At 62.5% G+C, this 21,258-nt stretch carries 18 protein-coding genes, 1 other RNA gene and 1 pseudogene; 17 read left to right on the forward strand and 3 right to left on the reverse strand.

Annotation, left to right across the window (positions count from 1 at the left end; all coding sequences use genetic code 11):
• Window positions 1-15 precede the first annotated feature (15 nt).
• Together rnpB and CHU94_RS16925 are read left to right on the forward strand one after the other, a co-directional pair.
• Window positions 16-391, forward strand: an RNA gene (gene rnpB / locus CHU94_RS16920) — RNase P RNA component class A.
• A gap of 48 nt (window positions 392-439) precedes the next feature.
• Entirely contained in the window at window positions 440-868 is a 429-nt protein-coding gene (locus CHU94_RS16925; RefSeq protein WP_094482026.1) for a CBS domain-containing protein, read from the forward strand.
• 152 nt (window positions 869-1,020) lie between these two features.
• Here the strand turns inward: CHU94_RS16925 and CHU94_RS16930 are convergent, their stop codons facing one another.
• Both CHU94_RS16930 and CHU94_RS16935 read right to left on the reverse strand, forming a co-directional pair.
• Window positions 1,021-2,028: an RNA pseudouridine synthase gene (locus CHU94_RS16930; protein WP_176452067.1), complete on the reverse strand. Its 1,008-nt coding sequence runs from the start codon at window positions 2,026-2,028 to the stop codon at window positions 1,021-1,023.
• Window positions 2,025-2,909 (reverse strand): annotated as a pseudogene (locus CHU94_RS16935) (MBL fold metallo-hydrolase); the annotation flags it as partial. The gene CHU94_RS16930 and the pseudogene CHU94_RS16935, both read right to left, overlap by 4 nt.
• Window positions 2,910-3,012: 103 nt before the next feature.
• Here CHU94_RS16935 and dapF point away from each other — a divergent pair.
• The 3 genes from dapF to CHU94_RS16950 are packed head-to-tail and all read left to right on the forward strand — an operon-like array spanning window position 3,013 to window position 5,589.
• Window positions 3,013-3,882, forward strand: coding sequence for a diaminopimelate epimerase (dapF, locus tag CHU94_RS16940; protein WP_094482032.1), 870 nt, complete (start codon window positions 3,013-3,015; stop codon window positions 3,880-3,882).
• Between the two features lie 15 nt (window positions 3,883-3,897).
• Window positions 3,898-4,596, forward strand: coding sequence for a DUF484 family protein (locus CHU94_RS16945; RefSeq protein ID WP_094482034.1), 699 nt, complete (start codon window positions 3,898-3,900; stop codon window positions 4,594-4,596).
• 12 nt (window positions 4,597-4,608) lie between these two features.
• Window positions 4,609-5,589: a tyrosine recombinase XerC gene (locus CHU94_RS16950; protein WP_255034011.1), complete on the forward strand. Its 981-nt coding sequence runs from the start codon at window positions 4,609-4,611 to the stop codon at window positions 5,587-5,589.
• Here CHU94_RS16950 and CHU94_RS19670 read toward each other — a convergent pair whose 3' ends face one another.
• A complete protein-coding gene (locus CHU94_RS19670) occupies window positions 5,590-7,140 on the reverse strand; it encodes a methyl-accepting chemotaxis protein (RefSeq protein ID WP_094482038.1) in 1,551 nt (516 codons plus the stop codon).
• 149 nt (window positions 7,141-7,289) lie between these two features.
• Here CHU94_RS19670 and CHU94_RS16960 point away from each other — a divergent pair, with 149 nt between their 5' ends.
• The 12 genes from CHU94_RS16960 to murF all read left to right on the forward strand — a co-directional run bounded on the left by CHU94_RS16960 (window position 7,290) and on the right by murF (window position 21,243).
• A complete protein-coding gene (locus CHU94_RS16960) occupies window positions 7,290-8,471 on the forward strand; it encodes a class I SAM-dependent rRNA methyltransferase (protein WP_094482040.1) in 1,182 nt (393 codons plus the stop codon).
• Between the two features lie 98 nt (window positions 8,472-8,569).
• Entirely contained in the window at window positions 8,570-9,637 is a 1,068-nt protein-coding gene (locus CHU94_RS16965; RefSeq protein WP_094482042.1) for a GTP-binding protein, read from the forward strand.
• Between the two features lie 189 nt (window positions 9,638-9,826).
• Window positions 9,827-10,915 carry an RNA polymerase-binding protein DksA gene (gene dksA / locus CHU94_RS16970; RefSeq protein WP_255034012.1) on the forward strand — a complete coding sequence of 363 codons (1,089 nt, stop codon included), beginning with the start codon at window positions 9,827-9,829 and terminating at the stop codon, window positions 10,913-10,915.
• A gap of 38 nt (window positions 10,916-10,953) precedes the next feature.
• The gene (locus CHU94_RS16975; RefSeq protein WP_094482044.1) at window positions 10,954-12,732 is read left to right on the forward strand and encodes an STAS domain-containing protein; all 1,779 of its coding nucleotides are present in this window, start codon (window positions 10,954-10,956) and stop codon (window positions 12,730-12,732) included.
• A gap of 59 nt (window positions 12,733-12,791) precedes the next feature.
• The gene (gene hslV, locus CHU94_RS16980; protein ID WP_094482046.1) at window positions 12,792-13,337 is read left to right on the forward strand and encodes an ATP-dependent protease subunit HslV; all 546 of its coding nucleotides are present in this window, start codon (window positions 12,792-12,794) and stop codon (window positions 13,335-13,337) included.
• A gap of 5 nt (window positions 13,338-13,342) precedes the next feature.
• Window positions 13,343-14,680: an ATP-dependent protease ATPase subunit HslU gene (gene hslU / locus CHU94_RS16985; protein ID WP_094482048.1), complete on the forward strand. Its 1,338-nt coding sequence runs from the start codon at window positions 13,343-13,345 to the stop codon at window positions 14,678-14,680.
• Between the two features lie 264 nt (window positions 14,681-14,944).
• Window positions 14,945-15,373: a division/cell wall cluster transcriptional repressor MraZ gene (gene mraZ / locus CHU94_RS16990; RefSeq protein ID WP_094482051.1), complete on the forward strand. Its 429-nt coding sequence runs from the start codon at window positions 14,945-14,947 to the stop codon at window positions 15,371-15,373.
• A gap of 9 nt (window positions 15,374-15,382) precedes the next feature.
• Complete coding sequence (gene rsmH / locus CHU94_RS16995; RefSeq protein WP_094482835.1) at window positions 15,383-16,318, forward strand: 16S rRNA (cytosine(1402)-N(4))-methyltransferase RsmH; 936 nt, start codon at window positions 15,383-15,385, stop codon at window positions 16,316-16,318.
• Window positions 16,315-16,596 (forward strand): cell division protein FtsL, encoded by a 282-nt coding sequence (gene ftsL / locus CHU94_RS17000; protein ID WP_094482054.1) that lies wholly within the window; start codon window positions 16,315-16,317, stop codon window positions 16,594-16,596. The genes rsmH and ftsL overlap by 4 nt, the downstream gene beginning before the upstream one ends.
• Window positions 16,593-18,326 carry a penicillin-binding protein 2 gene (locus CHU94_RS17005; protein WP_094482056.1) on the forward strand — a complete coding sequence of 578 codons (1,734 nt, stop codon included), beginning with the start codon at window positions 16,593-16,595 and terminating at the stop codon, window positions 18,324-18,326. The genes ftsL and CHU94_RS17005 overlap by 4 nt, the downstream gene beginning before the upstream one ends.
• Complete coding sequence (locus tag CHU94_RS17010; RefSeq protein ID WP_094482058.1) at window positions 18,326-19,822, forward strand: UDP-N-acetylmuramoyl-L-alanyl-D-glutamate--2,6-diaminopimelate ligase; 1,497 nt, start codon at window positions 18,326-18,328, stop codon at window positions 19,820-19,822. Before CHU94_RS17005 ends, CHU94_RS17010 begins: the two co-directional genes overlap by 1 nt.
• A gap of 5 nt (window positions 19,823-19,827) precedes the next feature.
• Window positions 19,828-21,243, forward strand: coding sequence for a UDP-N-acetylmuramoyl-tripeptide--D-alanyl-D-alanine ligase (gene murF, locus CHU94_RS17015; RefSeq protein WP_094482837.1), 1,416 nt, complete (start codon window positions 19,828-19,830; stop codon window positions 21,241-21,243).
• Window positions 21,244-21,258 lie beyond the last annotated feature (15 nt).

Consider the following 21,258-nt stretch of genomic DNA (forward strand, 5'->3'; position numbering starts at 1 on the left):
CGATAATCGTCATGTGAAGCCCACCAGACCACCGCTGGTGCAATCTGGGAAACCAGGCACTGGAGGAACGTCCGGACTGCATAGGGCAGCGTAGCAGTTAACGACTGTCCACCGACAAGCGTTTGGCGTAAGCCAAGCGCCCTAAGGTGAGGATTAGAGCAACAGAGACGAGTTTTGGACTCGGACGCAACGCAAGTTGCGGCACGAGCCCAAAGGTGAAACGGGCAATCTCTACGCGCAGCAATACCAAGTAGGCCAACGTTGACGGGGCCCCCGGAGTTGGCGGGTAGGTAGCATCGAGCCGTTTGGGTGACCAGCGGCCCAGAGTAATGGTGGTCACGTGGGGGGAAACCCCCATGCACAGAATCCGGCTTATCGGTGGGCTTCACACTTTTTTTGTTGTATGGTTGGGTCTTCACAGTCACTGGGAGATGAAGCCATGCGACCGATTCTTGAACTGTTGGAAAAACAAGGCGGTGCCGTCTGGAGCCTGAGTCCCGATGACAGCGTCTACCAGGCTCTGGAGATGCTGGCGGAGTGCAATGTCGGCGCGCTCATGGTGCTGCAGGCTGACAAGCTGGTGGGCATCTTCTCGGAGCGGGATTACACCCGCAAGATCGCGCTGGCAGGGCTCTCATCCAAAGACACCAATGTGCGCGACATCATGACCTCGCAGGTGTTGACCGTAACCCCCAAGACGTCCACCGATGACTGCATGGCCCTGATGAGCCAGAAGAAGATCCGCCACTTGCCGGTGGTCGATGGCAGCAAAGTCGTCGGTATGGTCTCCATCCGTGATCTGATGGACGACATCATCAAGGACCGCGAGCAGACCATCACCCAGCTGCAGAACTACATCACTTCTTGATATCGCCCCCACGCTCCGCCCACGCACGGCCTGCAGGCCGTGCCGGGCGTATTGCCACAACGTGAGCGCATCTGCGACCGCAGATGCGTGAGCGGGTCGCTGCCCCCCCGAGGGGGCTAATTTCCCTTGGGGCGGCCCGGCGGGAGATTGCACTAAAACTTCTCGTATCCAGCGAGAAACCGCCACTGCCCCACAGGCATGTCGGCCAGGGTGACGCGGCCCAGGCGGATGCGGCGCATGGCCAGGATATCGAGCTTGGCCAGTCCGCACAGGTAGGCCACCAGGCCGGGGTGCGAGCCTTTGATGGCGAAGCGCAGCCGGCTCAGTTCTGGGGTGCTGCTGTTCACGCTCACCTTCACCGACGGTAGGTCCAGGCGCTCGTCCTTGAGCGCGTAGCCAATCGGTTTGAGGGCATCGGCTTCCACTGCGCCTTTCACCTCCACCAAGAACTCGTGCTCCATGGTCGCCATGTCTTCGGTCAGCTTGCGCGTGGTGCGCCAGTCCTGTGTGAACACCACCAGTCCGCTGGCACCGTTCTCCAGCTCAATGTCAGCCTCCAGGTGCTTGAAATGGCGCTGCAGCACGGGCGTGTCCGTCGGGTCGTGTTCCCAGTGGGTCTGCGCCGTCAGCAGGTTGCGTGCGTCGGGAATCGCCTTGCGTCCGCGTGCAGGGGACATTTCTTCTGTGCCATCTGTGTAGCCCGGCGGTTTGTTCAGCAGCAGGGTCACGGCAGTCAGGTTGAGCAGGCTCGCGTTCGGGTCCACGGTGATGGTCTCGCGGTCTACGCGGTGCGCAGGCTCTTCCACCACGACGCCATTAACGCGCACCCAGCCGCCCTCGATGTATTGCTCTGCTTCCTTGCGCGAGCATTCCTTGAGCTGCATCACGCGCTTGGACAGGCGCTCGCCAGTGTCGGGCAGGGGCTTGGGCGCAGCCTTGCCCGGTGCCCTGGCGCGCGGCGGGCGGGCATCCGCTGTGGCAGCGCGGACTTTGTTGGGGGCTGCCGCAGGGCGGCCTGCGGGCCGTGGCCCAGCTGGGCGCGGGGTTGGCGCGCGTGCGGGCTTGGCGGGGGGGGGCGATGCAGGCGCCTTGCGGGCCGCAGGTGCTGCCTTAGGCGCAGGCTTGGGTTTGGGCGTGAGCTTGAGGGTGGGGCGGTTCATGGCAGGGAGCCTTTCTGCGCCGCCAGTGCCTGGATGCGCTCCACATGCGCCAGCAGGGAGCGCTTGGCCACGGGCCATAGGCGCGAGTCCACGTCGTCATAGGCCAGGGGCACCCAGTCGTCAGGGCTGCCCGCCGGGATGGCTTGCATGGCGGCAGCGACCTTGGCCTCGCGCGCCAGGCGGTGTGCCTTGAGCTTGGCAATCGCTTCTAGCGCACCGTCGATCACATGCCCATGCGCTGGCAGGATGTACTGCACACCGTGTGCGGTACAGGCCTCGGTTAGCGTGTCCAACGAGTCCAGGTAGTCGGCCATACTGCCGTCGGGCGGGTCAATCACCGTGGTGCTGCCGTTGAGGATGTGGTCGCCGCTGAACAGCAGGCCGTCCTCCTCCAGCAGCAGGCACACATGGTTGGCGGCGTGGCCGGGGGTATGGATCACCTGCAGCGTGTGCACGGGCTTTAAAGCAGTTTCAACGTCCAGCCCAGGCAGCATATGCGCGAGCAGCTCCCGATTTAATAGCGGCCGGTCGGGCGTGAAGGCGCTGGCGGCGCGTGCTGTGGGAGCAGACGGCAGGCCCAGGATGGGTGGGCCGCCCTGGCACAGGGCCTGCAGCGGTGCGGCGCCGGGCGAGTGGTCGGGGTGGGAATGGGTGCAGACGATGCGCAGGACGTTGCCGCCCGTGCCGTCCTCAAACTGCGCGGCCTGCCACAGGCGCTGCAGGTGGTCGGCATCGGCCGGGCCGGGGTCGATCACGGTGTAGCCGGTGGCGGGCTCGCCCACCAGGTAGCTGTTGGTGCCGGGGCCGGTCATCACGCCGGGGTTGGGCGCGGTCAGGCGCAGCACATTGCGGGTCAGGGGGACGGGGCGTTCGGTTTGCCAGGCGTCAACGAGCGAGGCGGCCGCGGGCAAGGTATCCGCAGGCAGGGTGTGGGTGGGTCTAACCATGCGGCGGATTGTGACGCCAAACGCGGATAATCCGGCCATGCGAATTCCGTTCACCAAAATGCAGGGCGCCGGCAACGACTTTGTCGTGCTCGACGAAACGCGCGGTCGGCTGGGCCTGACCGAGGCGCACTATCGCTTCCTGGGTGACCGCCACTTTGGCGTGGGCGCCGACCAGATTCTGACGGTGCGCCCCTCGCCGGCCGAGGGCATCGACTTCGAATACGTAATCCACAACGCTGACGGCAACGAGGTGGAGCAGTGCGGCAATGGCTCGCGCTGCTTTGCCCGCTTTGTGCACGACCGCGGCCTCACCACCAAAGACCGCATCCGCGTGCAGACCATGAAAGGCGTGATCGAGCCGCGCCTGAACGCCGATGGCCGCGTCACCGTGGACATGGGCGCGCCGGTGTTCACGCCGGCCGAGATTCCGTTTGACGACAGCGGTCTGGTGCTGCAGCCCATGGGCTCTTGGGGAAATTGGCCGCTCGCCCTCGCGGAAACTGCGCAAGCCGCTCCTCTTTTCGTAGCAACTGTGTCCATGGGTAATCCTCATGCGGTGACGCTGGTGGACGACGTGGACACCGCCGCGGTGGCCACACTGGGCCCGGCCGTGCAGGCCAGCCCGCGTTTCCCGCAGGGCGTGAACGTGGGCTTTCTGCAGGTGGTGGACCGTAGCCATGTGCGCCTGCGGGTGTTTGAGCGCGGTGTGGGCGAGACCCTGGCCTGCGGCACCGGCGCCTGCGCGGCCGTGGTGGCTGGCATCCGCTTGGGTCTGTTGGACGCCAGCGTGGACGTGCAGACCCGCGGCGGCGTACTCACCATTGCGTGGGCGGGCCTGGGCCAGTCGGTCTTCATGACTGGCCCCGCCACCACCGTGTTCCACGGCGAAATTGACCTTCCCGAATAACCTCACATCCTCACCATGACCACACCCGTGAACCAGGCTTTGGCCAACCCCATCACCGAAGACGACATCGCCAACTACCTGGCCAACACGCCTGACTTCTTCCAGCGCCACGCCGAGCTGCTGGCCACAGTGCAGTTCACCAGCCCGCACAGCCACCGCGCCGTGAGCCTGCAGGAGCGCCAGGCGGAGATGCTGCGCGAGAAGATCAAGCTGCTGGAGCAGCGCATCATGGAAATGATCCGCAACGGCAACGAGAACGTGATGCTGTCGGACAAGATCCTGCGCTGGGCGCGCACCCTGTTCCTCACCACGAACCTGGCCGATTTGCCTGCGGAAATCGTTCAGGAGATCAAAGACCAATTTGCCGTGCCCCAAGTCGGCCTGCGCATGTGGGGGGTGGCTGACGCGTTCTCCGGACTCGCTTGTGTGCAGGGTGTGAGCGATGACGCGAAGGTGTTTGCCTCCTCACTGACCGAGCCTTTCTGCGGCCTGAACACCGGGTTTGAAGCCGTGAGCTGGCTGGAGGACGCCCACAACGTGAGCTCGCTGGCCCTGATTCCCCTGCGTAGCGGACCGGCTGGCAGCGCGGCTCCGGCGTTCGGCTTGCTGGTGCTGGCCTCCAGCGATGCGCAGCGCTTCAACAGCGGCATGGGCACCGAGTTCTTGGCGCGCATCGGCGAGCTGGCCAGCGCGGCGCTCTCCCGCCTGCGGTAACCCTCGTTGGTCGTGACTACCGACGATACGGCTCTGGTCGAAAAATACCTGGAGTACGTCCGCGTCGAAAAACGTTTGGCCACGCGTACGGTCGAGCTGTATGCGCTGGACTTAGGCAAGCTGGGCTCCAACGCTACCCAGGCCCAGGTGGCGCTGCGGGAGGTGAAGAACCACCACATCCGTCGCTGGGTGGCACAAATGCACAGCGGAGGGAGCAGCGGCCGTGGCATTGCGCTCATCCTCTCGGGCTGGCGCGGCTTCTACACCTGGCTGGGCCGCCAAGGCCTGGTGGCCAGCAACCCGGTGCAGGACGTGCGTTCCCCCAAAGCCCCCAAACCCCTGCCCAAGGCCCTGGGCGTGGACGATGCCGTGCAACTGGCCGATTTTGAGAGCGACGACAACGCTTGGCTGGAGGCGCGCGACGCGGCCATGGTGGAGCTGCTCTACGGCAGCGGCCTGCGTGTGGGCGAACTGGTGGGGTTGGACGTGGTGGCCGGCAAAGACGCCAAAGGTTGGGTCGACCTGCAGGCCGCCGAGGCCCATGTGCTGGGCAAAGGCAGCAAGCGGCGCACCGTGCCGGTGGGTACACAGGCGTTGGTGGCGCTGCAGCGCTGGCTGGAGGTGCGCGGCCCCAGCGGCACGGCGAGTGCTGCGCCTGTGCATGCGACTCAGGCCGATGCCAGCGCCGCCCTCTTCACCGGGCGCAACGGTACCCGGCTGACGGCGCAGAGCATCTGGCAACGCTTGCGCCGGCGCAGCCAACAGGCTGGCCTGAACACCCCGGTGCACCCGCATATGCTGCGCCATTCGTTTGCCAGCCATGTGCTGCAAAGCAGCGCCGACCTGCGCGCGGTGCAGGAGCTGCTGGGCCACGCCAACATCACCACTACCCAGGTCTACACCCGGCTGGATTTTCAGCACCTGGCCAAGGCCTACGACGCGGCACACCCGCGGGCGCGCCTGCGTGGCCCCAAGAAAGACGGAGCGACCTAGCTAGCCCGGCAGGGCCTGCTGCATGCCTGGCAGCCGGAACACCGAGACGGCGCGTACCTGCTCTCCGGCCAATCCCTTGAGGCTGCTGGCAGCGGCCGCCATTTGCTCCACCAAGGCGGCGTTTTGCTGGGTGGTCTGGTCCATTTGCACCACGGCCTCGCCCACCTGCTCCACGCCCTTGGCCTGCTCGCTGCTGGCGGCGCTGATCTCCGCCATGATGTTGGTTACGAGCTGGATGCTCTGTACGACCTCGGCCATGGTCGAGCCCGCCTCGTCCACCAAGGTGGTGCCTTGCGCCACGCGTTCCACGCTGGTGCTGATCAGGGTCTTGATTTCCTTGGCCGCCTCGGCGCTGCGCCCGGCCAGGCTGCGCACCTCGCTGGCCACCACGGCAAAACCGCGGCCCTGTTCGCCCGCCCGCGCCGCTTCCACGGCAGCGTTCAGCGCCAGGATGTTGGTCTGGAAGGCGATGCCGTCGATCACGCTGATGATGTCGGCGATCTTGTTGCTCGATTCGTGGATGCCCTTCATGGTCTGCACCACCTGGCCACCCTTTTGCGCCACGCTGGAGGCCGTGCTGGCCAACTGATTGGCTTGCTTGGCGGCGTCAGCGTTGTGCTTCACCGTGGCGCTGAGTTCTTCCATGCTGGCCGCGGTTTCTTCCAGTGCGCTGGCCTGTTGTTCCGTACGGGTCGAGAGGTCGTTGTTACCCTGCGCAATCTCCGCGCTCGCGCTGGCCACGCCTTCTGATCCCTGGCGCACCGTGGATACGACGGCTACTAGGCTGTCCTGCATATCGCGCAGCGCACCCAGCAGAAGCCCCGTTTCGGTCTTTCCTTTCGCTTCAATGTGCTGGGTCAGGTTGCCTCCTGCCACTTCGCGGGCCAGGTCCACCGCCTGGTTCAGGGGCTGGGTGATGGCGCGAATCAGCAACACACCAATGGCGCTGCCCACGGCGATCGCGGCCACCACAATGATGCTGAACAGAAGCATGGTTTCCTGGTAGCTGGCAGTGGATCGGTCGTATTCGGCCTTGGCCTCTGTCAGTTGCAAGTCCACCAGCTTACTCAAGCCTTCGCTCAGAGGGTCCACCTGCTCGTACAGCGGGCGCACCAGCGCAGCCACTTGTTCGCGGCTGCCCGCTGCCAGAGCGGCTTGCAGGCTCGCCACGACCGGGGCTGCCTTGCCCACGCGCTCGGTGACGGCGGCTGCGTCCAGTTTTTCCTGCGGGGTGAGTTCGGTGGCCAGGTAATCTTTCCACTGCTTTTGAATGTCGACCAGGCTGTTGCTGACGTTGGCTTGGGCTGCCTTGGGCTCGAGCAAGCCTGCGGATACCTTGTTGGCGTTGTCGATGATGTTGACTGCGTAAAGGTCAGACACCGCCTTGAGCTGCTTGAGAGGGACCACCCGGTCGGCATAAATGGTGCCAATGGACTGGTTGGTCACGCGGACTTCGTACAGGCCGAAGGCTGCCATCAGTGCCACCAGGGCGACCAGACTGGCAAAGCCCAAGCTCAGGCGGGTGGAGAACTTCACATTGCTCAAGTCCATAGCGGTCCCTTTGTTCCAGACGTTGCGGGTGGGTGTCGCCGCGGCACGGGCTCGCAGCGACGCAATTTTTCTCCGGTGCATCCCAATATAGGCCAGCGTCTCTGGCTTGTAAACGGGAGGTTGCCGCTGGATGGCCGACAATTGCAGGCATGAAAACCATTCGCCTGCGCGCCGGCAAAGAGCGCTCCCTGTTACGCCGCCATCCCTGGATCTTTGATTCGGCCATTGCCAAGGGCGGTGGTGACAGCGGGGAGACCGTGCGCGTGGAGTCGGCCGAAGGGCAGTTCCTGGGCTGGGCAGCATTCAGCCCGCAGTCCAAGATCCGCGCGCGGGTCTGGAGTTTTGACGAAAAGCAGCGCATCGATGCTAGCTTTTTCGTAGCTGCTTGCGCAGAATCTGTAAGGGCTAGAGCCAGATTTGATATCAAAAGCGATGGTGTGCGCCTGGTGCACGGCGAGTCTGACGGCCTGCCCGGCCTCATCGTGGACCGCTATGGCGACACGCTGGTGGCCCAGTTCACCTCCGCTGGCGTGGAGAAGTGGAAGGGCGTGATCGCTGATGCGCTCTTGGCGGCCACGGGCCTGACCAAGCTCTACGAGCGTTCCGACGCCAGCAGCCGCGCACTGGAAGGCCTGCCCGAGGCCACGGGTTGGCTGCGCGGTGAGGGCGCCACCGACTTGGTGCTGCAGGAGCATGAATGGAAGTTGGCGCTGAGCATTGCCGAGGGCCACAAGACCGGCTTCTACCTGGACCAGCGCGACAGCCGCAAGCGCTTTGCCGACACGACACGCCGCCTGGGTTTCCAGACCGTGCTCAACTGCTACTGCTACACGGGCGGCTTCACCGTGGCAGCGCTCTCGGGCGGTGCGGACCACGTGACTTCCATTGACTCCAGCGGCCCGGCCATCGAGAAAGCGCGCGCAAACGTGGCGCTCAACGGTTTTGAAGCCAGCCGTGCCACCTTCATGGACGCCGACGTGAACGCAAGCTTGCGTGCTTTTGCCGCTGAGGGCCGTACCTTTGACGCCATCATCCTGGACCCGCCCAAGTTCGCGCCCACTGTGGCCCATGCGGAGCGGGCAGCCCGCGCGTACAAGGACATCAACCGCCTAGCCTTCAAGCTGTTGCAACCCGGGGGCGTGCTATTCACCTATAGCTGCTCGGGCGGCATTAGCGCTGACCTGTTTCACAAGATCATCGCCGGCGCCGGTTCGGACGCTGGGGTCGATGGCTACATTACCGAACGCATGGGCGGCGCGCCGGATCACCCCATGACCATTGCCTTCCCCGAAGGAGAGTACCTCAAAGGTCTGGTGGTGATGCGGCGCTGAATCAGTCTATGGCTGGCCGCAGCGGGGTGGGGGCTTGACAGGCTCGCTACACTCCCCAACTACCGTCTTTTGCACCGCACCATTTTTGGAAGACTCCCATGAGCCTGATCCCCGCCACCATCCTGACCGGCTTTCTCGGTTCCGGCAAAACCACGCTGCTCAAGCGCGTGCTGGCCGAAGCCCACGGCCAGAAGATCGCCGTCATTGAAAACGAGTTCGGCGAAGAGAACATCGATAGCGATATCTTGGTCAGCGACACCACCGAGCAAATCATCCAAATGAGCAACGGCTGCGTCTGCTGCACCATCCGCGAAGACCTGCGCACCACGCTGAAAGACCTGGCTGAGAAAAAACGCAAGGGCGAGCTGGATTTCGAGCGCGTGATCATCGAAACCACCGGTGTGGCCGACCCCGGCCCCGTGGCGCAGACCTTCTTTATGGATGACGAGGTGGCCGAGACCTACCTGTTGGACTCCATCCTCACGCTGGTGGATGCCAAGCACGCCGAGCAGCAGCTCAGCGACCGCCAGGAAGTGCGCCGCCAGATCGGCTTTGCCGACCAGTTATTTATCAGCAAGTCCGATCTGGTGTCCAAGGACGACCTGGACGCGCTGATGCACCGCATCAAGCACATGAACCCACGCGCGCCGCAGAAAGCAGTGCATTTTGGCGAGGTGGCGCTGAACGAAGTGTTGGATCTGCGCGGCTTCAATCTGAACGCCAAGCTCGACATCGACCCCGACTTCCTCAAGGAAGACGATCACGAGCACCACCACCATGATCATGACCACGAACATGGCGAGCACTGCGACCACCCCTCGCACAAGCATGAGCACGGTCATGGCCATGCCCACCACCATCACCACGATGACGATGTGAAAAGCTTCGTCTTCAAGTCCGAGCGCCCCTTCGATCCGGCCAAGCTGGAAGACTTCCTGGGTGCCGTGGTCAACATCTACGGCCCGCGCATGCTGCGCTACAAGGGCGTGCTCTATATGAAGGGCACCGAGCGCAAGGTCATCTTCCAAGGCGTGCACCAACTCATGGGCAGTGACCTGGGCCCAGCCTGGGCAGAGGGTGAGCAGAAGTGCAGCAAAATGGTCTTCATTGGCATCGATCTGCCCAAGGACATCTTCCTGCAGGGCATGGAACAGTCCCTGGTCTGACCCGGAACACACCACCGAATCGCAGGGAAACAAATGTTTGTCTCGCTTTTGCAACTGATGGGCTTACCGATGGGGAAACCTGTACACTCGCGCGCCGAAGAAACCCGCGTTGAGCCCCCTTCAAAGAGGGCAAAGACGCCAGCAGCCACCAGGGACCGTGCGCAGGCGAGTACTGCCAGGAGACAAGAAGTGAAAGCGACATCCGGGAAAGACACCAAGGCCAAAGACGCGAAAGCCAAAAGCGTCAAGGCCAAGCCTGCGGCCAAAGCAGCAGCCAAGCCAGTAGTGAAGGTGCAAGCCAAAGCTGCCGTCACCAAGGCAGCCACCAAAGCCGTGAGCAAACCCGTGGCCAAAGCGCCGCCGCCCAAGGCCAAGGCCGCCGCCAAGCCGGTTGCCAAGGCGCCGGCCAAGCCTGTCGCGAAAGCTGCGTCGAAGGCTGCAACCGCCAAGGCCCCGGCCAAGCCAGTGGCCAAAGTGGCAGCCAAACCCGTCGCCAAGGCGCCCGCAAAGGCTGCGCCCGCAGTTAAAATCAAGGCGGTTGCCGAAAAACCGGCCGCCAAGCCTACCGTGAAGGTCGTGGCCCCTGTGAAAACTGCGCCCGCCAAAGTGGTCGCGGCGCCTGTAGCAGCCAAAGTCCCGGTGACGGCACCCGTACCCGCTCCTGCGGCTGCGGTGCCTGCCAAGTCAGGACGCCCGTCATCCCGGTTGGCCCAACTTACCGTGCCCTCCATGGCGCAATCTGTGGCCTCCACAGCCGCCAAAGCCAGCTATACCCCTACCATGACTTCCCCCGTGATTGCCCCTGTGATTCCCGCCGCCGTCAAGAAAGACGCCAAGCTTGCCAACAACTGGAAGTCCAAGCCGGTGGCAGAACTGACGGATGCCGAGCTGCTGGCCATGCCTGACTCGGAATACATGAACGATGTGCAGTTGGCGGCGTTTCGCCTGAAGCTCTCCATCCTCAAGCGAGACATCCTCAATAGCGCGGGAGAAACCACCGAACACCTGCGCGAAGATACCTCCGTGGTGCCGGATCCTGCCGACCGTGCCACGATTGAGGAAGAGCATGCGCTGGAGCTGCGTACGCGCGATCGTGAGCGCAAGCTGCTGAAAAAAATTGAGCAATCCATCGTCCGCATTGACGCGGGCGATTACGGCTACTGCGATGAAACCGGCGAACCCATCGGCGTTGGCCGTCTGTTGGCCCGCCCCACGGCCACCCTGTCGCTTGAAGCGCAGCAGCGTCGTGAACTCAAGCAGAAAATGTTTGGCGACTAAGCGTAATTTACTGGCCTGCGGAGCACCCCCACTGACTTATGGCGACCAAAGACGATCGACCCGGTTTATTGTCCAAGGTGGCGATGTTTGTGCGCAACCCGACCAAGGATTGGTCGGAGTTGGACCGGGCGGAACCCGAGCAGGACAGCGGTTATGACAAACAGGCCCTGAAGGCCATGATTGAGCGCAAGCGGCAGAATGACTTTGTCCGCAAGCGCGAATTCGACCAGCTGCGCAAACTGCGCAACCGCGACCCCTCGGCCACTGCGGCCTTGGCACGCCCCTCTTACTTCCAGACCAGTATCCCCACGGACCCTGATGGCCGTGCTGTCACTCTTAAAAAGATTGACGAGATTGAAGCCCAGATGTCCAAGCAATGGTGGAAGGGCAAGCAGGACGCTGCCGCCGCACAGGGCGGCTTCCCCGTAGTCGGCAGTGCCAGCAGTGCGGCTGAGCCGCTGTCACCCCAGGCCTCGGCCCCCACGGTCCCAGCGGCCTTGTCGTCGCGTTTTGAAGCGACGGAGTCGTCGGAGCTGCATTCCAGCGTGTCGGGTGTCGTTCCTTCGGAATACGCAGCCACACAAATGGGCAATGGCATGCCCCCCCCCATGTCCAGCCATGTCCCTTTGCCTGCGCGCGCGCCGCAGGGGCGGAGCGCCAAGGCGGGGGATTCCTCTGGACTGAGTTTCTCCACGTCCGAGCTGTTCGCCATCGAGGTGGATGACATGGCTACGGACCCGGAGTTAGAAGAGGCGGCGATTCGCTTTGCCAATGGCGACGATGTGGGCGCTGAAACCGGCTTGCTCAATGCACTGCAAAGTATTACCGCTACGCCTGAGGCTTCCGCCTCATGGGCTGCGGCATTGATGGATCTGTACCGCGCCACCAACAACCGAGCACGCTTTGATTGGGCCTTGGTGGAGTTGGCGCGCGTGTGGGGCCCTTCGCTCCCTGTCTGGTCGTCACTCTCCCTTGCTACGCAAGGTATGGATACGACGGCGGCCGCGCCTTTTGCAGCATCAGGCTCGGGCCGTAGCATGCTGGGTGCGGCCCCGGCGATTTGGCGTTGCCCGCCCCGGTTGACGGCTTTGGCCATGGAAGATTTGCGGGAGGCCATGTCCACCCAACCCATGCCCTGGGTGATCGATTGGTCGGCAGCGGCAGTCCTGGATGCTGAGGCGATGCCTTTGCTGGGGGGGCTGTTTGGCAGTTTGTGTGACGAAGCGGTGGCACTGCAATTCGGTGGTGCTGAAAGTTTGGTGTTGGCGCTGCGCGCAATCACGCCGTCCGGAGACCGGACCGTGGACCCCGCGTGGTGGGCTGTGCGCTTGAATGCATTGCGCACCATGCAAATGCTGGACGAGTTTGAGTTGGTAGCGCTGGACTATTGCGTCACCTACGAGGTCTCTCCGCCCGCCTGGGAGCCAGCGCGTTGCCACTATGAGTCAGCAGAAGTTGCTGCGATGGGGGGGGGCATCTCGCCAGCTGTCCACGAATCCGCCGCGACTGTGCCTATGGGCTTGATGGACAGTGTGTCAGTCTCGGGTTTGGAGTTGCGGGGCGATGTGCTCGGGGATGCGACCCAGGCTTTAGCGGGCTTGGATGCTGCCCGGGAAGACGGGGGGCGCATCGTGGTGTCGTGCCGGAACTTGATTCGTGTCGACTTCTCCGCTGCAGGCAGCATTCTCAACTGGGTGGCCATGCGCCAGTCTGAGGGACATCTGGTGCAGTTCCAAGACGTGCACCGTCTGGTAGCGGCCTTTTTTAATGTGATTGGCATCAATGAGCATGCCAAGGTTGTGCCTCGCGCCATGTGAGTGCGCGCACCTTGTGCGCAACCGCTTGATTTGGGTGCCATTCACCCCACCTGTACACCATGGAACAATTTCACGGAACCACCATCATCAGTGTCCGGCGCAAGACGCCCCAAGGCGACCAAGTCGCCATTGGCGGCGATGGTCAGGTTACCTTGGGCAACATCGTCGTCAAAGGCTCCGCCCGCAAGGTGCGCAAGCTGTATCACGGCAAGGTTTTGGCGGGTTTTGCCGGTGCTACGGCCGATGCATTCACCTTGTTTGAGCGCTTTGAGGCCAAGTTGGAGAAGCACCAGGGTCATTTGGTTCGGGCTGCCATCGAACTGACCAAAGATTGGCGCACTGACCGCGTGTTGCGTCGGCTGGAAGCCATGTTGGCTGTGGCGGATAAAGATGCCTCCCTGATCATCACCGGCAATGGGGATGTCCTGGAGCCCGAGAACGGCATCGTGACCATCGGTTCTGGTGGTGCTTACGCCCAGGCGGCTGCCGTCGCCCTGCTCAACCACACCGAACTGCCCGCGGCCGACATCGTGAAGCGTTCGCTGGAGATTGCGGGCGAGCTGTGCATTTACACCAATATGCACCACACCATTGAGACCCTCTGAATTTCATGCAAGCCCTGACTCCCCAAGATATCGTCGCCGAACTCGACAAACACATTGTTGGACAAGCCCAGGCCAAACGTGCAGTAGCCATTGCCCTGCGCAACCGGTGGCGTCGGCAAATGGTGGACGCTGCGCTGCGCAGCGAAATCACCCCCAAGAATATTCTGATGATTGGCCCCACCGGCGTGGGCAAGACAGAGATCGCCCGCCGTCTGGCGCGTCTGGCTGATGCACCTTTTATCAAGGTAGAGGCTACCAAGTTCACTGAAGTTGGCTACGTGGGCAAGGATGTGGATGCCATCATTCGTGACTTGGCTGACATTGCTGTCAAACAAACGCGTGAGGAAGAAAAAACCAAAGTGCGTGCGCGTGCCGAAGACGCTGCAGAGGAACGCATTCTGGATATCTTGGTGCCGCCTCCGCGCGCCGATTTTGGCGTGACTGCCGCCAGCGATGCGCCAGAGAACGCGGCGCGCCAGACCTTCCGCAAGAAGTTGCGTGAAGGCCAGTTGGCTGAGCGCGAGATCGAGGTCGATGTGGCGGCACCTGCGCCCCAGCTGGAAGTCATGGGGCCAGCTGGCATGGAGGAAATGACGGAGCAGTTGCGTGGCATGTTTGGCCAGATGGGCCAGGGCAAGCGACAGACGCGCAAGCTCAAAATCAGCGAGGCGCACAAATTGCTGGTGGACGAAGAGGCTGCCAAGCTCGTCAACGAAGATGACATCAAGACCCAAGCTTTGCACCTGCTGGAGCAAAACGGCATTGTGTTTATTGATGAAATTGACAAGGTGACGTCCCGCAGCGAAGGCAGCAGCGGGGCCGAGGTGTCGCGCCAGGGAGTTCAACGTGACTTGCTGCCATTGGTGGAGGGCACGACGGTGTCTACCAAATACGGCATGGTCAAGACCGACCACATTCTGTTTGTTGCCTCCGGCGCTTTTCACCTGAGCAAACCCAGTGACCTGATTCCCGAGTTGCAGGGGCGGTTTCCCATTCGGGTGGAGTTGCAGTCCTTGTCAGTGCAAGACTTCGAAGCCATCCTGACCCAGACCCATGCCTCCCTCGTCAAGCAGTACCAGGCGCTGCTGGCCACGGAGCAGGTGGCACTGGTCTTTACCCCTGAGGGCATTACGCGCCTGGCACAGATTGCCTTCGAGGTGAACGAGCGCACGGAGAACATTGGTGCGCGTCGTTTGTCTACCGTGATGGAGCGCCTGCTGGATGAAGTCAGCTTTGATGCCGCGTCTTTGGCCGGGCAAACCGTGTCGATTGATGCGGCTTATGTGGATGCGCGTCTGGGCCAGCTGAGCCAAGACGAAGATCTTTCCCGTTACATCCTGTAAGCCGTTCGGATGAACGGTGATGGAAGTGGATGTTTCAAGCATCACTTTCATAAGGCGCGCTAAGTGCTTAATTTAGAACGATTTTTGCCCGTCGATAGCCTGCAAAAACGCTTCTAAGTCCTTGATTTCATTGGAAAATTTTCGCGCAAGCCCTCTTGCAAGCGTGGCTTTTGCTGATACAGTGCAAAAAAGTGCAATTTAGTGGTGAAAAGTGCCGCGCAATTGCTATTTCTACGCTGTCGCAACAAAAGTAGGTATTTCACGGTGTTCCAAGGGGCCTCGTCTCTCAGTCTGGATGCAAAAGGTCGGCTATCAGTGCCGACCCGGCATCGTGACGTCCTGAGTGCGACGGCGGCTGGCCAACTCACGATCACCAAACACCCGCACGGTTGCCTGATGGTGTTTCCCCGCCCCGAGTGGGAGAAGTTCCGTGAACGTATTGCGGCACTACCCATGTCTGCCCAATGGTGGAAGCGCATTTTTCTTGGCAATGCCATGGATGTGGAAATGGATGCCACGGGTCGCGTGCTGGTATCGCCTGAGTTGCGCGAAGCGGCGGGTATCGCCAAAGACACCATGTTGCTGGGCATGGGCAACCACTTTGAGCTGTGGGACAAGGCCACCTACGACGCCCAAGAGGCCAAGGCCATGCAGGGCGAGATGCCCGATGTCTTCAAAGACTTTTCTTTCTGAGGTGTGACGGTGGAAGCTCCTTGGACCCACACCACCGTCTTGTTGAACGAAGCAGTAGACGCATTGTTCAGCAACGACGGGCAAGCCTACGCGGGCGCTGCGGACGGCACGTACGTGGATGCCACTTTCGGTCGTGGTGGTCATTCGCGCCGCATTCTGGAGCGTTTGAGTCCGGCCGGGCGCTTGGTCGCCTTTGACCGCGACCCCGATGCGGTGGCGCAATCTGCGAGCATCACCGACCCCCGCTTTTCCATCCGCCACGAGGGCTTCTCCCATTTGGGCGAGTTGCCATCCGCCAGCCTGTCTGGTGTGCTGATGGACCTGGGCGTGAGTTCCCCCCAAATCGACAACCCGCAGCGGGGCTTCAGCTTCCGCTTTGAAGGTCCTCTGGATATGCGCATGGATACCACGCGCGGCGAAAGTGTGGCCCAGTGGCTGGCAACGGCCGAGATCAATCAAATCACGGAGGTGATACGTGAATACGGTGAAGAACGGTTTGCTGGGGCAATTGCAAAGGCGATTGTTGCTCGCCGACAGGAACGGGGGCCAATTTCAACCACCTCCGAGTTGGCCCAACTCGTGGCTGACACGGTCAAAACCCGCGAGCAGGGCCAGAACCCTGCAACGCGCACATTTCAGGCTCTTCGGATTTTCATCAACGCCGAGCTTGAGGAGTTGCAACAAGCGCTAGACGCCAGCCTCGATGTATTGCAGCCTGGCGGGCGTTTGGCTGTGATCAGCTTCCATTCGCTGGAGGACCGCATCGTCAAGCAGTTCATCGCCAAACACTCCAAAGACGAATATGACCGCCGCGCTCCGTTTGCGGCCCCCAAGGTCATGAAGCTCAAGGCGCTGGATCGCATCAAGCCCAGTGCGGCGGAGGTGGCGGGCAACCCGCGTTCGCGCAGTGCCATTTTGCGTGTCGCGCAAAGGATGGCGGCGTGATCCGGTTGAATCTGGTGTTGCTTTTGGCTGTCGTGGCCAGTGCCCTGTATCTGGTCGGCATGCAGTATGAGTCGCGCCGTGTGTTTGTCGAGCTGGAGCGCGCCCGCGCCGAAGCGCGTCGGCTGGAGACGGAGTTTGAGCGTTTGCAAGTGGAAAAGCGTGCCCAGGCAACACCCGCCCGCGTGGAGCGTTTGGCCAAAGACCAACTGCAAATGCGCCAGGCCACGCCCGGCATCACCACCTATGTGACGTACACCGCACCAGGAGCTGCCCCGTGAGCCGCAGCGTTCTGTACACCTCCAGCCCTTTGCTGGCCAGTCGCACACCGGTGTGGCGCAGCAAGTTTGTCGTGGGCGTGATCGCGTTGGGGTTCGTGGGTTTGGCCGCGCGTGCGGCCTACATCCAGGTGGTGGCGAACGATTTTTTCCAGCGCCAGGGCGAAGTGCGTTTTGCCCGAACTCTGGATCTGCCAGCCAACCGTGGTCGCATTTTGGACCGCAATGGTTTGATTCTGGCGTCCAGCGTGCCTGCACCGAGTATTTGGGCCATTCCGGAAGACGTGGAAATGGACAAGGCCCAGCTGCAGCGTTTGGCCAAGTTGCTGGACATGCCGGCTGCCGATATTTCGCGCAAGCTCGCGAATGAGGACAAGACTTTTGTCTGGATCAAGCGCCAAGTCGACGCTGCGGTGGCCAGGCAAATTGCCGAACTCAACATCAAAGGCATTTACCAGCGCAAGGAATACAAGCGCGAGTACCCGGAGGGTGAGTCGGCCGTGCATGTGGTCGGCTTTACCAATGTGGAAGACAAAGGCCAGGAGGGCGTGGAGCTCACCTTCAATAAAGAACTGGCCGGACGCAGCGGTTCCCGCCGTGTGATCAAGGATCGCTTGGGCCGGGTGGTGGAGGATGTGGGCGACCAGATTCCCCCCCTGGAAGGCAAGGACTTGCAGCTCAGCATTGACAGCAAGGTGCAGTTTTTCGCTTACCAGAAGCTGCGTGATGCCGTGGTGGAAAACAAGGCCAAGGCAGGCAGTGTGGTCGTGCTGGATGTATTGACGGGAGAGGTGCTGGCGCTTGCCAATTACCCCAGCTACTCGCCTGCCAAGCGCGCCAATCTGACCGGGGCACAGTTACGGAACCGGGCTCTCACCGACACCTTCGAGCCAGGCTCCACCATGAAGCCGTTTGTGGTGGCCTTGGCGCTGGAGCAGGGCATGGTTCGGCCCGAGACACCGATTCAGACCGCACCAGGGCGCATCACGATCACGGGTTCGACCATCACTGATTCACACCCCCACGGGGTTTTGTCGGTGAACGAGGTAATCCAGAAGTCCAGCAACGTGGGCACTGTCAAACTCGCCATGCAAATGGAGCCCCACGAGATGTGGGACATGTTCAGCCAGGTGGGGCTGGGGCAAAAGCCCCAGGTGCCTTTTCCTGGCGTGGTGAGTGGTCGTCTGCGCGCCTACAAAACTTGGCGCCCGATTGAGCAGGCCACCATGAGTTATGGCTACGGCCTTTCGGCCAGCTTGTTCCAGTTGGCGCGCGCCTACAGTGTGTTTGCGCGTGATGGCGAGCTGGTGCCGGTGACCTTGCTCAAGACCTCGGAGCAGGTGGCCGGTGTGCGTGTGTTTGAGGCGCGCCACGCCAAGGCCGTGCTCAACATGTTGCACATGGCCGCCGGCCCTGGAGGCACTGCGCCCAAAGCCCAGACCATGGGGTACTCCGTAGGAGGAAAAACCGGCACGGCCCACAAGCAAGAAGGCAAGGGGTATGCGGACAAAAAGTACCGTGGTTTCTTCGTGGGCGTAGCCCCTATTGATAACCCGCGCATTGTGGTGGCCGTGATGATTGACGAGCCCAGCAATGGCAAATATTTCGGCGGTGATGTAGCTGCGCCCGTATTCAGCGAAACCGTGCAGCAAACCCTGCGCATGCTGGGCGTGCAACCTGACATGGCGGTACGCCCCCAGATCGTGACAGAAGCGGTGGAGGAAAGTTTCTGATGCGCCACCTCACGTCACCTCTAGAGGCTGTGCAATGGCTCCGCGAGCGGGGTGCCATCGCCTTGCGCACCGATAGCCGGCAAATTGCTGCAGGTGAAGCCTTTGTCGCTTGGCCTGGTGGGGTTGTGGACGGTCGCGCTTTTGTGGCCCAGGCGTTGGACAGCGGCGCCGTGGCCGCGCTGGTGGAATACGACGGTGCGTCCGCCTTTGCACTGGATGCCACGCGTGTGGCCAGCTATACAGGTCTGAAGGCTGACGCCGGCCTGATTGCCGCCGCGTTCTATGGACAACCATCTGCCGCTCTGCCCGTGGTGGCTGTGACCGGTACCAACGGCAAGACCAGCACGGCCTGGTGGCTGGCCCAGGCACTGAGTACTTTGCCTGCCGCAAACGCCTTGCCATGCGGTGTGATTGGCACTCTGGGAGTCGGGCAACCGCCCCATGTGCAGTCCACTGGCTTGACCACTCCGGACCCGGTACGGGTGCAGCAGACGCTGCGGCAATTTGCAGACCAAGGTTTGCGCGCGTGTGCCATGGAGGCCTCCTCGATTGGGATCGAAGAGCACCGCATGGCTGGCACCCAGATTCGGGTCGCCGTGTTCACCAACTTCACCCAAGACCACTTGGACTACCACGGCAGCATGGCTGCCTATTGGGTTTCCAAGCGCAAGCTGTTTGCCTGGCCCGGGTTGGGGCATGCTGTGGTGAACGTCGACGATACACAGGGTGCCGTCTTGGCCGATGAACTTGCGGGCGCGCTGGACCTGTGGACCGTGTCCAGCCAACGGCCCGCACGCCTGCGCGCGCAACAGTTGCGCCATACCGCCAGCGGCATGGCCTTTGATGTGGTGGAGGGCGACATGTCGTGCACGCTCCAAGCCGGGGTCATTGGTCACTACAACGTGTTGAACCTGCTGGGTGTGGTTGCTGCCATGCGTTGCCTGGGCGTACCCCTGGCTGACGCAGTCGGCGCCTGCAGCACCTTGTTGCCGGTACCAGGCCGCATGGAGTGTGTGGGCGGCCAGGGCGCACCGCTGGTGGCTATCGATTACGCCCACACGCCGGATGCCTTGGCCCAGGCCCTGCAGGCGCTGCGCCCCATGGCCCATGCCCGTGGCGGGAGCCTGTGGGCGGTGTTTGGCTGTGGTGGAGACCGTGACGCATCGAAGCGCCCCGTGATGGGAGCGATTGCCGCCCAGCATGCCGACCGCGTGGTGGTGACCAGCGACAACCCGCGCAGCGAACGTCCCGAGGCGATCGTGGCACAGATCCTGTTGGGAGTGGTGGACAACAAAGGCGTGGAGGTGGAAGTGGATCGCGCTTTGGCGATCCGTGACACGGTCATGCAGGCGGCGGCCCATGACGTGATCCTGCTGGCTGGCAAGGGTCATGAAGAAACCCAGGAGATTGCGGGTGTGAAACATCCTTTCTCTGACCAGCACCACGCCCTGGCCGCGCTGCAGGCGCGCCAGTCCTCGACCCGAGGTGCCGCATGAGTGCCATGATGACACTGGCCCAAGTCGCCGCATGGCTGGACCGCGCACATCTCGTGGGCTCTGCAGACCTCGCGATTCTGCGGGTCCACACCGACACCAGGACCCTTGCCAGTGGTGACCTGTTTGTGGCTTTGCAAGGCGAGCGGTTTGATGCCAACGCCTTCTTGCACGACGCCCAAGCCCAGGGTGCCACCGCCGTGCTGTGCCACGCTGGCTTGCCCGCCACGGCGTACCCTGTGGGCCTGCCACGCATCGAAGTGCCTGACACCAAGCGTGCTTTAGCCCAGCTGGCTGCGGCATGGCGTGCCCAATTCACCTTGCCCTTGGTGGCGGTGACCGGCAGCAATGGCAAGACCACGGTGACCCAGATGGTTGCCGCCATTCTGGAGGCACAGGCCCCTGGCGGTGCGGCCTTGGCCACCCGTGGCAACTTCAACAACGACATCGGCGTGCCCCTGACCCTGCTCCGGCTGCGCCGCGAACACCGCCTGGCCGTGGTCGAGCTGGGCATGAACCACCCCGGCGAAATCGCCGGACTGGCCGCCATGGCACAGCCTACGGTGGCCTTGGTCAACAACGCGCAGCGTGAGCACCTGGAATTCATGCACACGGTGGAAGCCGTAGCCCAGGAAAACGGCACCGTGATTACCGCTTTGCCGGCCGATGGTGTGGCGGTGTTTCCGCTGGACGATGACTACACCGCTGTCTGGCAAGGCCTGGCAGCGAAGCGCAAGACGGTGCAGTTTGGATGGCACGCGGCCGGTGCCGCGCACGAGGTGCTGTGCACGAGCGCCGAGTGGGTGGACGGTGCCTGGCAGGTTCAGGCCAGCACGCCTTGGGGCGCACTGCAGTACCGCTTGGCCATTGCCGGGCGCCACAACGTGAAGAACTCACTGGCCGCAGCCGCGTGTGCATTGGCCGCGGGTGTCAGTCCCAAGGCGGTCGTGCAGGGACTGCAGGCCTTTGTGCCGGTCAAAGGCCGTTGCCGTGCCTTGCAGATCACCCACAGCGGTCTGCACGCCACGCTGGTGGACGACACCTACAACGCCAACCCCGACTCCATGCGTGCCGCCATCCAGGTGCTGGCGGATCTGCCCGGCCCGCGCCTGTTGGTGCTGGGGGATATGGGTGAAGTCGGTGAACAAGGCCCTGAATTTCATGCAGAAGCTGGGCGGTTTGCCCATGCCCAAGGCATTTCCCATGTCTTGGCACTGGGGGATATGGCCGTCCACGCCGTTGCCGCCTGCCCCGCTGCCGAACATTTTTCCGATGTCGAGGCCTTGATCGCGCGTGCCAGGGGCCTGTTGCCCGGTGTGGCCAGCGTGCTGGTCAAGGGATCCCGTTTTATGCGCATGGAGCGCGTGGTAGAGGCCTTGGCCCAGCCCGCGCCTGCTACCGGAGGTGGCAACCATGCCGTTTGATATTTTTGGAGCGTT

It is taken from the genome of Rhodoferax sp. TH121 (genome assembly GCF_002251855.1).
Taxonomy (GTDB): domain Bacteria; phylum Pseudomonadota; class Gammaproteobacteria; order Burkholderiales; family Burkholderiaceae_C; genus Allorhodoferax.

What these genes read in the sequence shown, in the direction of transcription:
- CHU94_RS16925 (WP_094482026.1), top strand. Translation starts at nt 440, where the DNA reads ATGCGACCGATTCTTGAACTGTTGGAAAAACAAGGCGGTGCCGTCTGG.
- CHU94_RS16930 (WP_176452067.1), bottom strand. Translation starts at nt 2,028, where the DNA reads ATGAACCGCCCCACCCTCAAGCTCACGCCCAAACCCAAGCCTGCGCCT.
- dapF (WP_094482032.1), top strand. Translation starts at nt 3,013, where the DNA reads ATGCGAATTCCGTTCACCAAAATGCAGGGCGCCGGCAACGACTTTGTC.
- CHU94_RS16945 (WP_094482034.1), top strand. Translation starts at nt 3,898, where the DNA reads ATGACCACACCCGTGAACCAGGCTTTGGCCAACCCCATCACCGAAGAC.
- CHU94_RS19670 (WP_094482038.1), bottom strand. Translation starts at nt 7,140, where the DNA reads ATGGACTTGAGCAATGTGAAGTTCTCCACCCGCCTGAGCTTGGGCTTT.
- CHU94_RS16960 (WP_094482040.1), top strand. Translation starts at nt 7,290, where the DNA reads ATGAAAACCATTCGCCTGCGCGCCGGCAAAGAGCGCTCCCTGTTACGC.
- CHU94_RS16965 (WP_094482042.1), top strand. Translation starts at nt 8,570, where the DNA reads ATGAGCCTGATCCCCGCCACCATCCTGACCGGCTTTCTCGGTTCCGGC.
- CHU94_RS16975 (WP_094482044.1), top strand. Translation starts at nt 10,954, where the DNA reads ATGGCGACCAAAGACGATCGACCCGGTTTATTGTCCAAGGTGGCGATG.
- hslV (WP_094482046.1), top strand. Translation starts at nt 12,792, where the DNA reads ATGGAACAATTTCACGGAACCACCATCATCAGTGTCCGGCGCAAGACG.
- hslU (WP_094482048.1), top strand. Translation starts at nt 13,343, where the DNA reads ATGCAAGCCCTGACTCCCCAAGATATCGTCGCCGAACTCGACAAACAC.
- CHU94_RS17010 (WP_094482058.1), top strand. Translation starts at nt 18,326, where the DNA reads ATGCGCCACCTCACGTCACCTCTAGAGGCTGTGCAATGGCTCCGCGAG.
- murF (WP_094482837.1), top strand. Translation starts at nt 19,828, where the DNA reads ATGATGACACTGGCCCAAGTCGCCGCATGGCTGGACCGCGCACATCTC.